Raw genomic sequence first — 14028 nt, 5'->3', positions numbered from 1 at the left:
GATGCCCATGACTTATGAACAAGCTTTAGATTTTATTCATTCAACCTATAAATTTGGTACAAAGCTTGGTCTTGAGAATATAACAAAACTTCTTGAGTTTATGGGTAATCCTCAAAAAGGGTTAAAGGTTATTCACGTTGCGGGCACGAATGGGAAAGGTTCCACATGTGCTTTTATAAATCAGATGTTGATTGAGGCAGGCTTTAGGGTGGGGCTTTATACCTCACCCTTTCTTGAATCTTTTAACGAGAGGATAAAACTCAACAATCAACCAATAGACAATCAAGAACTTGCCAGTATTACAGAGTTTGTAAAAGAAAGAATTGAAGAGTTGATAAGACAAGGTTTTTCACATCCCACAGAGTTTGAGGTTGTAACTGCCATTGGTTTTGAGTTTTTTAAAAGAAAAAATGTAGACTTTGTTGTTCTTGAGGTTGGACTTGGTGGAAGATTTGATGCAACTAATGTAGTAGAAAACCCTGAAATTTGCGTAATTACATCAATAGGTTTTGATCATATGGACATTTTAGGTTCAACAATTGAAAAAATTGCTTTCGAGAAGGCAGGAATAATAAAGCAAAATACCAAAGTAATACTGGCACTTCAGCGATATGAAGAGGTAAAAGAGGTTATTTCGAAAGTGTGCAAGGAGCAAAATGCTCAGCTAATCGAGGTAGAAAGAAATTATCATGTATTGAAGAGCACACTGGAAGGAATTGTTTTTGATTGTGTTACTCCAAAAGGAATTTATAAAAATCTTGAGATTAAGCTACTTGGCACACATCAGGTAGAAAATGCTCTAAATTGTGTTTATGTGTATGAATGTTTGAAAGAAAAATATGACATAAAAACTGAAGCGTTAATAAAAGGGCTATTGAATGCTCGCTGGAACGGTCGGTTTGAGGTTTTGATAGATACACCTTTGGTTGTATTAGATGGTGCGCACAATGTAGATGGGATGAAAGTGCTTGTAGAAAACTGCAAAATATACTTAAATGATAAGAAGATTGTGGCTGTTGTAGGAATTTTAAAGGACAAAGAATATGAAAAGATGATTTCGTTGATAAAGAGTGTGGCGCAAAGGGTTATATTTACTCTTGTTCCTTCCCAAAAGAGAGCTTTTTCTGAAAAAGAAGCTCTTGAAATTTCGCATAAGTGTGGTGTTGAGTTTGTACCAGATTTCAGAGAAGCAATTAAATATGCATTAGGTTTGTGTAATGAAGATGATGCAGTCATAATTTGTGGTTCTTTATATCTTGTAGGGGCAGCAAGAGGTTTTCTGAAAAGCATGTTAAGTAGGTTGTAATTATACAGCAATTGCTATAAAATATTAATACGAAGAAAATTAAAAGAAAGAGGTGTTGTCAGAAATGAAACTTTTTATTGATACTGCAAATGTGAATGAGATAAGAGAAGCTCATTCTTGGGGAATAATTTGTGGTGTTACTACAAATCCGTCTTTGATTGCGAAAGAGGGCAGAGATTTCAAAGAAGTAGTTAATGAGATTTGTTCAATTGTAGATGGTCCAATCTCTGCAGAGGTAATTTCTCTTAAAGCAGAAGGTATGATTGAAGAGGCAAGAGATTTAGCAAAGATTCATAAAAATATAGTTATTAAAATTCCAATGACTGCAGAGGGGCTCAAAGCTGTGTCAGTTCTTTCGAAAGAAGGTATTAAGACAAATGTTACACTCATCTTCTCAGCAGCTCAAGCACTTTTAGCGGCAAAAGCTGGAGCAACTTATGTATCACCATTTGTGGGAAGACTTGACGATATTGGGCAAAATGGTATAGAGCTTATAAAGGAGATTGTACAAATATTCAAGAACTATCCTGACATTAAAACAGAGATAATTGCAGCAAGTATAAGACATCCTATACATGTTATTGAAGCTGCAAAAGCAGGTGCTCATATAGCAACAGTGCCGTTTAAAGTTTTAGAGCAGATGACAAAACATGCTCTGACCGATGTTGGTATCGAAAGATTCTTGAAAGACTGGGAAAAGGTACCCAAGAAAAGTTAAAGCAACCCTGAAAGAAGGGTTGCTGTTTTTTTTAAATTTTTGACTGGAGGGGAAAGATGGGATTTGTAAAAGAGAATATAAATGGGATAGAGATATTTAGAATAAGTGAATTTGAAGATTATGGTATAGAGGGTTTTTTTACAACACGAAAGGGTTGTGGACACGATAGTTTCAATCTGAGCTATAAATGGACTGCACAGAAAGATGAAGTGGACAAAAACTTTCGCATTCTTTTTGAGGCTTTAAAAATAGACCATAGAAATATTTTCTATGCAAAACAGGTGCATAAAAATGATATAATAATTGTAGAAAGAGGATTTGACTTTTTTGAATATAATCAAGAGGTAGAGGCTGACGGACTTGTAACAAATGTCCATGGAATTGCACTTATAACAATGCATGCTGATTGTTTTCCTGTTTATATTGTCGATACAAAGACAAGAGTAATTTCTCTGATTCATTCTGGTTGGAGAGGGACTTTGCAGCATATAACCGAAAATGCTCTCCAGATTCTAAAGAAGAAATTTTTATCTTCAGCTGAAGATTTACTTGTGGCGATTGGTCCAGGGATATGTAAAAGACATTTTGAGGTGGGTAAAGATGTTTACGAGATGTTTTTGAGAGAGTTTGGAGATGAGGTTTGTTTGGAGTCTAAAGAGAGTTTTTTTATCGATTTGAAAAAAGCAATAATGATTGACTTGAAAAAGAATGGTATTGAGAGCTGTCAGATAATATCCTGCGATATGTGCACATATGAAGATGCAGACCTATTCTTTTCGTACAGAAGAGACCTAAACAGACCAGAGAAATTGGGAAGTATGGTGGCAATCTTGAGGATGGTGAGAAGGTAAATGAAGAATATTTTAATAGTTGATGATGAGCAGCATATTCTTGAGCTTCTTAAATTTAATCTTAGAAAAGAAGGATATAATACATTTGAAGCAGATAGTGGCATATTAGCACTTGAGATTTTAAAGCATAATAAAGTTGACCTTGTTATACTCGATATTATGATGAGTGACAAGGACGGATATGAAGTTTTAAAAGAGATTCGATTTAATAAAGATACAAAAAATTTGCCAGTGATTTTACTATCTGCAAAATCTGAGGAGATTGATAAGATACTTGGGCTTGAGCTTGGCGCAGATGACTATATAACAAAGCCTTTTAGTGTAAAAGAGCTGGTTGTAAGAGTAAAGGCACTTTTGAGAAGAGTAGAGAGTTTAAGGCCTGAGGTGGAAGATAAGGTCAAGTTTGGAGATATAGAAGTGGACTTTTCGAAAAGAACTGTCAAGAAAAATAACCAGGATGTATCTCTTTCATTCAAAGAGTTTGAGCTTTTAAAGCTTCTTATCGAAAACAGAGGCAGGGTGTTGGACAGAGACTTTATTTTGCAAAGGGTATGGGGATACGAGTTTGATGGAGACACACGAACGGTTGATGTACACATACGATTTTTGAGAAGAAAACTTGAGGACGATGAGAAAAATCCACGATACATAGAAACAGTTAGAGGCGTGGGTTACAGGTTTAATGAAAGGTCTGAGTAAAGCATGAGGTCGAAGCTTTTTGGTTATACTATATTAGTTGTGGTAGTTATAACACTTCTTCAAGGAATTCTTTCATATGAGACTTATAAAAACATATATATAGAGGAAAACAAAAAGTGGCTTGTTGCAAAAATAAATGAAGTTGAAAAATACATTTATTCTTTTGGTGTTGATAAACTGAATAATATCTATAACAAGGGCGATTTTAGAGTAACTATTGTTGGTAGCAGTGGGGTTGTTCTTTACGACTCTGAAGCAAATGTAAAGAAAATGGAAAATCACTTAAAAAGACCAGAGATTGCAAATGCCAATAGAGTTTTTGGAAAAGTAGAGTTTTCGATGAGAAGGAGCAAAACACTGGGGCATTACTTTTTGTATGCAGCAAAAAAAGTTAAAATTTACAATACATTAATGTTTATAAGAGTTTCAGTTCCTCTTGACAAAGTAGACACAATCTTAAAAAAGGTTTTATTAAATACTCTAAAATTTGCAGTGATGTGTATTTTTCTGGGTATAGCCTTGGCAATAGGAATCTCATCTGTTTTATATCAACCGTTAAAAGGCCTGATTTCGCTTATTTCAGAAGGACTTGAAAAGTTTAGCATTCAAGATGTGAAAAGTCCAAAAGATTTGAAGTGGCTTAGTCTTAGCTTTTCAAAGATGTATCAGCTTTTGGAGGAAAAGATTGGCGAATCTAATATATTAAGAAAAAGGCTCACTTCTCTTTTAGACTCATTAGACATTGGTATAATCTTTTTTGATATGAATAAAAGAATACTTACGTTCAACAGGGGAGCAGAAAACATTCTTGAAACTAACCTCAAAGTTGGATTTAGTTTACTTGAATGCGTCCGAGTATATGAACTTTTCGAGTTTCTTTTCCAACAGGATATAAATGAAAAGGAGATTGAAATTAGTATCAATAATAAAACAAAGTTTCTGAAAATAAATAAGAAGAAAATTTCATATGAAGACAATAAAGAAGGTATACTTTTAATATTAAGTGATATTACCTTTTTGAAAAAGTTAGAAAGAATTCGGTCTGACTTTGTGGCAAATGTATCGCATGAACTCAAAACACCACTTACTTCAATAAAGGGTTTTGTAGAAACACTTAAAGATGGTGCAATTGATGATAAAGATGTTGCTATTAAGTTTCTCAACATTATTGAGGTTGAGGTAGAAAGGCTTGTGAGACTTATAAATGATCTTCTCTATCTTTCGGAAATAGAGAATGCGGCAATGCCCATTTTAGAAGAAAAAGTGGTGGTTAAAGAAGTTGTGCTTGAGATTATCGAACTTTTAAAAATAAAAGCTGAGAAGAAGAATATTCAACTTGATATAAAGGTCCAAGAGGGTCTTGAGATGAACATATATCGCGATTGGCTAAAGCAGATTTTTATAAATTTAATAGATAATGCAATTGTTTATAACAAAGAAAATGGGAAAGTATGGGTGACTGTAGAGAAATTAGATAACTTAATTGTTATAAAGGTTAAGGATACAGGAATTGGAATTCCTGAAAAGGAAATTGAGAGGATATTTGAAAGATTTTACAGAGTGGATAAGGGAAGGTCCCGAAAGTTTGGAGGCACAGGCTTGGGTCTTTCTATTGTAAAGCACATAGTAGAGCTTTATGGAGGAAAAGTTTGGGTTGAAAGCCAGGAAGGTATAGGCAGTGAGTTTACGGTAACAATTCCAATTGTAAAAAAGGCTGACCCACATCAATAGGCCAGCCTTATTTATAGTTATGCTATCCAGCTGATTAGTATAGAAATGATAGCTCCCAATAGAGCACACATTGGAATTGTCAAAACCCATGCAATAACAATATTTCTTGCAACCCCCCATCTAACAGCTGAAAACTTTTTACATGCACCTACCCCCATAATAGAGGATGAGATGACATGAGTGGTGGAAACTGGTGCGCCAATATGAGTTGCAAACTGGATTGTTAAAGCTGCACCAGTTTCTGCTGCAAAGCCGTTTATTGGTGCAAGTTTTATTATCTTTATTCCCATTGTTTTAATTATTCGCCAGCCACCTACTGATGTACCGAGAGCCATAGCGAGAGCACAGGTAAATTTAACCCAGTCAGGTACAACAAACTCATTTAAGATTCCACTGCCTACCAGCGCCATAGTTATTATTCCCATGGATTTTTGGGCGTCGTTTGAACCATGACTATATGCCATCCACATTGCAGAGAGTATTTGGAACTTTGAAAAGTATCTATTCACAATTGTTGGATGTACTTTGGCAAACAATATGTAAAGAATCATCATAAATAGGTATCCAAAAACAAAACCTAAGATAGGAGAGACAATCAAAGGAAGAACAATCTTTTTGACAAATCCTATCCAATTTATATCGGCAAGTGATTTTGTTGCGGCAATTGCAGCACCCACAAGACCACCAATTATTGCATGTGATGAGGAAGAAGGTATTCCCCACCACCATGTAATCAAGTCCCACAAAATTGCCGCAATTACAGCCGCAAGCACAAGGTTTTGGGTAACAAACTTTGGATCAACTATTTCATGGCCAATTGTCTTTGCAACCTTTGTGTTGATCATTGCACCAAAGAAATTAAAAACTGCTGACATAAATATGGCAGTGCGTGGTGTTAACACTCTTGTTGAAACTGATGTTGCAATAGCATTTGCCGTGTCATGAAAGCCGTTTATAAAGTCAAAAGTCAGAGCTAAAATGATTATTAAAAGTAAATTAAGTGGTATGTTATGCATTTTTTGTCACAACCCCTTCTATTACATTTGCTACATCTTCACACGCATCAAGTGTGTCTTCCAAAAAGCCAAAAATTTCTTTCCAAATGATTACTTCAATAGGCTTGTCCTTATTTTCAGCAAAAAGTTTTTTAATTGCATTTCTGTACACAATGTCACCTTCATCTTCAATTCTATTTACTTCTATTATTTTTTCTTTTATGAGTTTAGTATTTTTTAAATCCTTTAGATTTTCTACTACTCCTTTTAATTCTTTTGTGCAGTTTATGATCATTTCCGATAAGATCTTTGCCTCAGGCTTAACTGTGTCTACATTATAGATTTCAAACCTATGCGCAACTGTTTCGAGCGAATCGACAATGTTGTCAATCTCTTTGATTATTGCAAACAAATCTTCTCTGTCAAGAGGTGTGATAAAAGTTTTGTTGAGGAGTTCAATTACTTGGTGGGTAATATCATCCCCTTTGTTTTCAGCTTTTTCAAGCTTTGAGATAAGCTCTTGCATATTTGAAAGGTTATTGAGGAGTTGATTTAACATCACTGCTGATTGATAAGCATTTTCAACAGCGTTTGCCAATAAAACAAAAAACTGGTTTTCTTTTGGAATTATGTTCCACATATTTCACAACCCCTTCTTTGTAGAATTTTTGCCACAAAGACCATTTTAATAAAAGTTATTTTTGTTTATCAATCCTGCGAACCTCATAAAAAGTTTTACATTGCACAAAGAATATTATATAATATTTAACACAGTTTTAACATACATTAAACAAGAATTTAATGTTATAATTATAAAATATACAAGTTGTAGCTATCAAAAAGTAGGGAGAGGTTTCTTCAAGATGGTAATAATAGAAACAAAGGATTTAAATCTATATTATGGGGAGAACCATGCTCTGAAAAATATAAATATAAAGATAAACGAAAAAGCTATAACTGCATTGATAGGACCATCTGGCTGTGGAAAATCTACTTTCTTGAGGACTTTAAATAGAATGAATGACCTTATTGAAAACGTAAAAATAGAAGGAACTGTATATTTTGAAGGCAAAAACATCTACAAAGAGATTGATGTTATTCAACTTAGAAAAAAAATTGGAATGGTATTTCAAAAACCCAATCCATTCCCAATGAGCATATATGACAATGTAGCGTATGGGCCAAGAATTCATGGTATTAAAAAGAAAGAAGTACTTGATGAGATTGTAGAAAGCAGCCTTAAAAAAGCCTATCTGTGGGATGAAGTAAAGGATAGGCTGAAAAAAAGTGCATTTTCGCTCTCTGGAGGCCAGCAGCAAAGGCTCTGCATTGCAAGGGTTTTGGCAGTCGAGCCTGAGGTAATTTTGCTTGATGAGCCAACATCTGCTCTTGACCCAATTTCAACATTAAAAATAGAAGAGCTTTTAGAACAGCTCAAGAAAAACTACACAATAATAATAGTCACTCATAATATGCAACAGGCTGCTCGAATTTCTGATTTTACAGGATTTTTCTTAAATGGAGAGCTTGTAGAGTTTGACAAGACAATCACTATATTTAATACCCCTCGGGACAAAAGAACAGAGGACTATATTACTGGTAGGTTCGGATAATTATATTATGTTGAGAGGTGAACTTTTGATATGACAAGACCGACATTTGAAAATGAGCTCAAAGAAATTCATCTTGATATTCTTAAGATGGGAGCTATGGCAGAAGAGGCTATTGACAAAGCAATTTTGGCACTTAAGACAAAAGATGTTGAACTTGCACAAAGAATAATAGATAACGATGATAAAATTGATGAGCTTACAGAAGAGATAGAGAAAAAATGTGCTATTGTTATTGCTACTCAACAGCCGCTTGCAAGTGACCTAAGACTTATAATAACTGCGATGAGAATTGCAACAGATATTGAGAGGATTGCTGACCATGCAGAGGATATTTCTCAGATAACGCTCAAGCTTGCAAAAGAGGATTATGTAAAACCTTTAATTGACATTCCTAAAATGGCTGAAATTACTCGTTCGATGTTAAAAGATGCATTAGACTCGTATGTAAATTCTGACATAGAACTTGCAAAGTCTGTTGTCAAGCGTGATGATTTGGTTGATACAATGTATCAAAACCTTATTGATGAACTTGAGCAAATAATGAAAGAAAATTCTGCAGCAGTTTCTCAATGCGTTCAGTTTTTATTGGTCATAAAATATTTAGAAAGAATAGCAGACCACTCTACAAATATAGCCGAATGGGTTGTGTACAAGATAACAGGTATGCATAAACATGAATGGGAAGGCAGGGAAGATGAAACAAGGTGAAAAGGAAAATTAAGATTGACAGTAAGGTAATTGCAAGGGCTGCTCTGATTGCAGCATTATATTTTGTTTTAACCGCGTTTCTACCAGCTATATCATATGGACCATTGCAGATAAGAATATCAGAGGCACTTACTCTTCTTCCTGCCTTGATGCCAGTTTCAGCTACCATTGGTCTGTTTGTGGGGTGTTTTTTAGCAAACCTATATGGCATGGTAGTAAGTATAACAGGTATATATGATGTGATTTTTGGTTCTCTTGCAACACTAATAGCTGCGCTGCTTACAACCAGAATAAAGAAAAAGCCTTTTTTACCTCTGCCCACTATTATAGTAAATGCTGTGGTTGTATCAGCTTATATATGGCAATATTTTATAGGCAGCTTGAAAATTGAGTGGTTGAAAAATCTAAATCCAATTATCAGATATCTTTTTACATTATTATCGATTGGAATGGGAGAGGCAATTGCCACATACTTTTTGGGGTTACCTTTATTTTTGGCACTTGAAAAGCAGATGAAAGGCAAAAATCTCATATAAGTTTCTTAACAAGTGGAGCCCTATATGATTAAGATGATGGCTCCACTTTTTTGTTGCTTTTTTAGTTCTTTTGTAATATAATATAACATGATATCTATTCATCACTTCATTATGATAAAGTAATGAAAGGGAGAAAAAATGAGCAAAAAGTTTGTGGATTACTATCCTCCAGTGTCTGATACCTTAGAAGAGGTAAGAGAAAGGACTATCTTTTTATTTAAAAAATTTGGGTACAAATTGGTTGAACCTTCAACTTTTGAAGATTATGAAAAGTCAAAAAACTTAAATGGCAGCAACACTATAAAGTTTATGGACAGCGATGGAAATGTAATTGCCTTGAGAAATGAATTTACTCCAAAGGTTGCAGAGATTGCAGCTAAGTTTCAGACAAAAGTTTATCCACTCAAATTGTGTTACTTTGGCAAGGCATATCAGTTTCTTCAACAAGAAGCAGGGGATTTGAGGGAATTTTTTCAAGCAGGCATAGAAAACTTTCATACATCTGATAGTTTCTATATAGACTTAGAGATATTAGCGCTTGCGGTAGAAAGTTTACTTGAACTTGGAGTGAATAACTTTACAATAGATGTTGGAGAGGTAAATTTCTTTAAAGGAATTGCTAAGGACTGTGAGATTGATGAGGCTTCATCAGAAGTGCTCTGCAAGCTTGTTGACAAGAAGGACTATATAGGGATTGAAAACTTTTTGATTCGAAAGGGCATTTCCCAAAAAGTTATAGATATTTTCAGAAATCTCACAAGACTTTATGGTAGAGAGGACAAGATAAAAGAGGCTAAAAAGTTTGCAAACAATGAGATATCTAAACTGGCGATTGAGAGACTAAGTGAGATATATAATAATATGATAAAACTGGGTTATCAAAATTATATTACTATCGACTTTGGAATGGTAAAACATCTAAACTATTACACAGGTATAATATTTTCTGGTTATATACAAGAACTTGGCTATCCTGTGCTAAATGGTGGTAGATACGATAATTTGTGTGAAATATTTGGTACCAAACTATACGCCATTGGATTTGCAATTGGTTTAGACAGAATTTTAGAGTGGAAACTAAAAAATATTCCAAGGAATGATAAATTTTACGATAGCCTTGTTTTTTATAAGGAAGGGCACTTTAAAATGGCATTAAAACTGCTTCTTAAGACAGACAATGAAAAACAGAAGATTTACTTTTATACAGTACCGGCAAAAATAGAAGAAGCCTTTCTTATTAGCAAAGCTATGAAGGTTGAGAAATTCATGTATATAGATGAAGAAGGTGTAAAAACATATGTTTTGGAGGATTTAGAATGATCACTATAGCGTTGCCAAAAGGAAGGTTAGCCCAGCAAACAGTTGAACTTTTGAAAAGAGCATCACTTGTAGACATTGATATATCTGAGGAAAGCAGAAAATTGATCATCGAGGACACTCAAAATTCTCTGCGTTTTCTCATGGTAAAACCTTTTGACGTGCCCACTTATGTGGAATATGGAGTTGCAGATGTTGGTGTTGTTGGTAAAGATGTGTTGCTTGAAATGAATAAGAGAGTGTACGAACTTTTAGATTTAAAGATTGGGAAATGTTTTGTAGCCTTGGCAGGACCTAAAGGGATAAGCGAAGCTCTTTTGAAAAAGCCTGATAAGACAATTGCAACTAAATTTCCTAACATTGCTAAAGAGTATTTTGAAAATGTTAGGGGTGAGGATGTAAAGATAATAAAGCTCAATGGTTCAGTAGAGCTTGCTCCTATTTTAGGACTTTCAGACATGATAGTAGATATTGTAGAAAGTGGTAGAACTCTGAAGGAAAATGGACTTGAAGTATATGAAAAGCTATACGACATTAGTGCTCGGCTTATTGCAAACAGGGCAAGTCTAAAATTAAAAACTCAGATAGATGATATTATAAATCGTTTGGAAAGGATGATTGAAGAGTGAGAATCTTGTCCAGCAAACAACAGATTGAAAACTACATAGAGACGGCTAAAATAAGAAAATGGGGAAACGAGGAAGAAATTGAACAGAAGGTTCGCAGAATAATCTCTGATGTAAAAGATAAGAAAGATGAAGCATTGCTTTACTACACCCGGATGTTTGATTGTAAGGGTATTTGCTTGAATGAGCTGCGAGTGGTCCAAGAAGAGATTGAAAGAGCATATTTTGAATGTGAAAAAGAAGATAGTGATTTCATAAATGCTTTGAATGCTGCGTATAAAAATATCTATGAGTATCACATGAGGCAAAAAGAGGAAAGCTGGTTTTATACAAAAAATGGATCGTTACTTGGCCAGATTATTATACCTCTTAAAAAAGTAGGAATTTATGTTCCCGGTGGGAAAGGAGCTTATCCTTCAACAGTTTTGATGAATTCAATTCCTGCAAAAGTTGCTGGCGTTGAAAAAATAATAATGGTAACTCCACCTGACAAGAACAAGAGTATCAGCAAGTACACTTTGGCAGCAGCAAAAATTTGTGGCATTGATGAGATTTATAAAGTGGGAGGAGCTCAAGCAGTTGCGGCACTTGCGTTTGGGACACAGATTATCCCCAAGGTAGATAAGATTGTGGGACCAGGAAATATCTATGTAGCAACTGCTAAAAAATTGTTGTTTGGATATGTAGATATTGACTCAGTAGCAGGACCAAGTGAAGTAATGGTTATTGCAGATGGTTCTGCAAATCCGAAATACATTTCTGCAGATTTGCTGTCTCAGGCGGAACACGACCCCATGGCAAGATGTATTTTAGTGACAACATCTTTACAGATAGCTCAAGAGGTTTCTGAGAATGTTGATAAGATGCTTGCAAGATTTGAACACTCAGTTGCTTTTGAAGCTATCGAAAAAAACGGTGTGATAATAGTTGTTGACGATCTTTTTGAGGCTGCTGAGATTGCGAATATAATTGCACCTGAGCACTTAGAGATTTGTTGCAATGATGCAGAAAAAGTGTTGTTTAAGATCAGAAACGCTGGTGCAGTTTTTGTAGGTGAATATTCCCCTGAACCTATTGGAGACTACATCGCAGGACCAAATCATGTACTGCCAACATCTGGTACAGCAAGTTTCTTTTCTCCCCTCGGGGTTTATGATTTTGTCAAGAGAATGAGTTTAATAAAGTATTCAAAAGAACAGTTTTTGACAGATGCACCACATGCAATAAACATAGCGCAAAAAGAAGGTTTTCTCTTTCATGCAAATTCGTTGAAGGTGAGGTTAGAAGATGTTTAAAAAAAGATTAGAAAATTTTTCAAACTATACAACACCCCAAATAGAATGTTTAGTTAAAGCAGATGCTAACGAAAATCTTCTTGAAATTCCTGAAGAGTTAAAAGACATAATTTTGGATATTTTAAAAAATAGTATACCTAATTTGCGTTTTTATCCAGAAATTAATTCTCAACCAATCAAAGATGCTTTAGCAAGGTTTTACAGGTTGAAAAGTGAAAATTTTATTGTAGGAAATGGTTCAGACCAGATAATTCAGCTTATTGTTCAAGCATGCTGTGAGCAGGATGACCAGGTATTTTTCCTATATCCTTCGTTTACAATGTATAGGATAACTGCTGAACTTTTTGACATAAGATTTTGTTTTTTTGATATTACTTCCCAATGGAAAATTGATGTTGAAAAGGTAATTACTAAGATAAGTGCAAATGAGAAAATAAAGGTAATATTTATTGATACTCCAAATAATCCAACTGGTATTGCATGGAGCGCTGAAAATTTAAAAGCTCTTGTAGAAGCATTTCCTTCAAAGCTTATAGTAATTGACAACGCCTATGGTGAATACAGCGATGTTGACTATATAGAGTTTGTAAGAAGATACAATAATACAATTATACTTAAAACATTTTCAAAAATAGGTTTTGCAGGTATAAGATGTGGTTATGGCATTGCAAATGAAAATATTATAAAAAACCTTCACAAAGTAAAACCTCCCTATAATGTCAATGTCTTAACCCAAAACATAGCTATCAAGGTGCTTGAAAATTTCGAAAAGCTAAAAGATAACATCCAGCTAATAAAAGATGAAAGAGATAGGATGATACAAAAACTCAAAGAATACTACTATGTTATTCAGTCTGAAGCAAACTTTGTGACAGTTGTAGATGAGTATGCCGACAGAATATTTGAATACCTTGTTGCGAAGAAAATTCTTGTAAAAAAGTTTGAGGTGGGGGACAAAAAACTTTTAAGAATTACATTGGGCAAGCCTCAAGATAATGATATAATAATAGAAAATCTCATTCGATTTAAAAAGGAGAACGCAAAAGATGGGTCAAAGAGTTGCTGAAGTTCAGAGAAAGACAAAAGAGACAGATATTAAGTTAATTCTTAATATTGATGGAAATGGTGATTACAAAATCTCAACAGGCATAGGTTTTTTTGACCACATGCTTCAGTTATTTTCTCATCATGGAAAATTTGACATTGATCTTGAAGCGAAGGGTGATATATACATTGACGACCATCACACCATAGAAGATGTCGGAATAGTTTTGGGTCAGGCTTTTTTAAAGGCTTTGTCAGATAAAAGAGGTATAAAAAGATATGCGCATGTTATTTTACCTATGGATGAGGCACTTATAATGGTGGCAGTGGATATCTCAGGAAGGCCATATTTGGCATTTGATGTAGATTTTAAGCTACCGAAGCTTGGAGATATGACTTCTCAGATGGTTGTAGAGTTTTTCAAAGCTTTTGTTTGGTCTTCTAAAACCACAGTTCATATAAAAAAACTTGCTGGTGAGAATGACCATCACGTTTGCGAAGCCATTTTTAAAGCTATTGGAAGAACCTTAAAAGAAGCTTGTACGATAATCGATGATAGAATTCCATCGTCAAAAGGAGTGTTATAAGT

Annotated in this window: 15 protein-coding genes; 13 read left to right on the top strand and 2 right to left on the bottom strand. The window is 34.5% G+C overall.

From position 1 onward, the window contains the following. Positions 1 to 7 precede the first annotated feature (7 nt). The 5 genes from ATHE_RS07430 (at position 8) to ATHE_RS07410 (ending at position 5305) form a co-directional block, all read left to right on the top strand. The gene (locus ATHE_RS07430) at positions 8 to 1306 is read left to right on the top strand and encodes a bifunctional folylpolyglutamate synthase/dihydrofolate synthase (protein WP_015907946.1); all 1299 of its coding nucleotides are present in this window, start codon (positions 8 to 10) and stop codon (positions 1304 to 1306) included. Positions 1307 to 1370: 64 nt separating this feature from the next. Further along, entirely contained in the window at positions 1371 to 2024 is a 654-nt protein-coding gene (gene fsa / locus ATHE_RS07425) for a fructose-6-phosphate aldolase (RefSeq protein WP_013430193.1), read from the top strand. 56 nt (positions 2025 to 2080) lie between these two features. Then, complete coding sequence (gene pgeF, locus ATHE_RS07420; protein WP_015907945.1) at positions 2081 to 2875, top strand: peptidoglycan editing factor PgeF; 795 nt, start codon at positions 2081 to 2083, stop codon at positions 2873 to 2875. Beyond that, on the top strand, positions 2876 to 3574 hold the full coding sequence (locus tag ATHE_RS07415; protein WP_015907944.1) for a response regulator transcription factor: 699 nt from the start codon (positions 2876 to 2878) through the stop codon (positions 3572 to 3574). It abuts the gene before it with no gap. 3 nt (positions 3575 to 3577) lie between these two features. After that, the gene (locus tag ATHE_RS07410) at positions 3578 to 5305 is read left to right on the top strand and encodes a sensor histidine kinase (RefSeq protein WP_015907943.1); all 1728 of its coding nucleotides are present in this window, start codon (positions 3578 to 3580) and stop codon (positions 5303 to 5305) included. Positions 5306 to 5322: 17 nt separating this feature from the next. On the opposite strand, the gene ATHE_RS07405 is transcribed toward ATHE_RS07410, so the two are convergent. Both ATHE_RS07405 and ATHE_RS07400 read right to left on the bottom strand, forming a co-directional pair. After that, positions 5323 to 6321: an inorganic phosphate transporter gene (locus ATHE_RS07405; protein WP_015907942.1), complete on the bottom strand. Its 999-nt coding sequence runs from the start codon at positions 6319 to 6321 to the stop codon at positions 5323 to 5325. Beyond that, complete coding sequence (locus ATHE_RS07400) at positions 6314 to 6940, bottom strand: DUF47 domain-containing protein (RefSeq protein WP_015907941.1); 627 nt, start codon at positions 6938 to 6940, stop codon at positions 6314 to 6316. Before ATHE_RS07400 ends, ATHE_RS07405 begins: the two co-directional genes overlap by 8 nt. A 223-nt stretch (positions 6941 to 7163) precedes the next feature. Between ATHE_RS07400 and pstB the strand changes: the two genes are divergently transcribed. From pstB to hisB, 8 genes are all read left to right on the top strand, one after another. Beyond that, entirely contained in the window at positions 7164 to 7913 is a 750-nt protein-coding gene (gene pstB / locus ATHE_RS07395) for a phosphate ABC transporter ATP-binding protein PstB (protein WP_013430199.1), read from the top strand. Positions 7914 to 7943: 30 nt separating this feature from the next. Beyond that, positions 7944 to 8621 carry a phosphate signaling complex protein PhoU gene (gene phoU / locus ATHE_RS07390; protein ID WP_015907940.1) on the top strand — a complete coding sequence of 226 codons (678 nt, stop codon included), beginning with the start codon at positions 7944 to 7946 and terminating at the stop codon, positions 8619 to 8621. Then, complete coding sequence (locus ATHE_RS07385) at positions 8618 to 9157, top strand: QueT transporter family protein (protein ID WP_015907939.1); 540 nt, start codon at positions 8618 to 8620, stop codon at positions 9155 to 9157. Before phoU ends, ATHE_RS07385 begins: the two co-directional genes overlap by 4 nt. Positions 9158 to 9295: 138 nt before the next feature. Beyond that, entirely contained in the window at positions 9296 to 10477 is a 1182-nt protein-coding gene (locus ATHE_RS07380; RefSeq protein WP_015907938.1) for an ATP phosphoribosyltransferase regulatory subunit, read from the top strand. Next, positions 10474 to 11103: an ATP phosphoribosyltransferase gene (gene hisG, locus ATHE_RS07375; protein ID WP_013430203.1), complete on the top strand. Its 630-nt coding sequence runs from the start codon at positions 10474 to 10476 to the stop codon at positions 11101 to 11103. Before ATHE_RS07380 ends, hisG begins: the two co-directional genes overlap by 4 nt. Continuing rightward, on the top strand, positions 11100 to 12395 hold the full coding sequence (gene hisD, locus ATHE_RS07370) for a histidinol dehydrogenase (RefSeq protein ID WP_015907937.1): 1296 nt from the start codon (positions 11100 to 11102) through the stop codon (positions 12393 to 12395). Before hisG ends, hisD begins: the two co-directional genes overlap by 4 nt. Next, positions 12388 to 13461, top strand: a complete 1074-nt coding sequence (gene hisC / locus ATHE_RS07365) for a histidinol-phosphate transaminase (RefSeq protein WP_015907936.1) — start codon at positions 12388 to 12390, stop codon at positions 13459 to 13461. Before hisD ends, hisC begins: the two co-directional genes overlap by 8 nt. Next, a complete protein-coding gene (gene hisB / locus ATHE_RS07360) occupies positions 13442 to 14026 on the top strand; it encodes an imidazoleglycerol-phosphate dehydratase HisB (protein ID WP_015907935.1) in 585 nt (194 codons plus the stop codon). The genes hisC and hisB overlap by 20 nt, the downstream gene beginning before the upstream one ends. Positions 14027 to 14028: the final 2 nt, after the last annotated feature.

This window comes from Caldicellulosiruptor bescii DSM 6725 (assembly GCF_000022325.1).
Classification (GTDB): domain Bacteria; phylum Bacillota; class Thermoanaerobacteria; order Caldicellulosiruptorales; family Caldicellulosiruptoraceae; genus Caldicellulosiruptor; species Caldicellulosiruptor bescii.
This window is presented reverse-complemented; position numbering and strand designations above follow the sequence as displayed.

What these genes read in the sequence shown, in the direction of transcription:
- ATHE_RS07400 (WP_015907941.1), bottom strand. Translation starts at nt 6,940, where the DNA reads ATGTGGAACATAATTCCAAAAGAAAACCAGTTTTTTGTTTTATTGGCA.
- ATHE_RS07410 (WP_015907943.1), top strand. Translation starts at nt 3,578, where the DNA reads ATGAGGTCGAAGCTTTTTGGTTATACTATATTAGTTGTGGTAGTTATA.
- ATHE_RS07430 (WP_015907946.1), top strand. Translation starts at nt 8, where the DNA reads ATGACTTATGAACAAGCTTTAGATTTTATTCATTCAACCTATAAATTT.
- ATHE_RS07405 (WP_015907942.1), bottom strand. Translation starts at nt 6,321, where the DNA reads ATGCATAACATACCACTTAATTTACTTTTAATAATCATTTTAGCTCTG.
- hisB (WP_015907935.1), top strand. Translation starts at nt 13,442, where the DNA reads ATGGGTCAAAGAGTTGCTGAAGTTCAGAGAAAGACAAAAGAGACAGAT.
- hisG (WP_013430203.1), top strand. Translation starts at nt 10,474, where the DNA reads ATGATCACTATAGCGTTGCCAAAAGGAAGGTTAGCCCAGCAAACAGTT.
- fsa (WP_013430193.1), top strand. Translation starts at nt 1,371, where the DNA reads ATGAAACTTTTTATTGATACTGCAAATGTGAATGAGATAAGAGAAGCT.
- phoU (WP_015907940.1), top strand. Translation starts at nt 7,944, where the DNA reads ATGACAAGACCGACATTTGAAAATGAGCTCAAAGAAATTCATCTTGAT.
- hisC (WP_015907936.1), top strand. Translation starts at nt 12,388, where the DNA reads ATGTTTAAAAAAAGATTAGAAAATTTTTCAAACTATACAACACCCCAA.
- ATHE_RS07415 (WP_015907944.1), top strand. Translation starts at nt 2,876, where the DNA reads ATGAAGAATATTTTAATAGTTGATGATGAGCAGCATATTCTTGAGCTT.
- pgeF (WP_015907945.1), top strand. Translation starts at nt 2,081, where the DNA reads ATGGGATTTGTAAAAGAGAATATAAATGGGATAGAGATATTTAGAATA.
- pstB (WP_013430199.1), top strand. Translation starts at nt 7,164, where the DNA reads ATGGTAATAATAGAAACAAAGGATTTAAATCTATATTATGGGGAGAAC.
- ATHE_RS07380 (WP_015907938.1), top strand. Translation starts at nt 9,296, where the DNA reads ATGAGCAAAAAGTTTGTGGATTACTATCCTCCAGTGTCTGATACCTTA.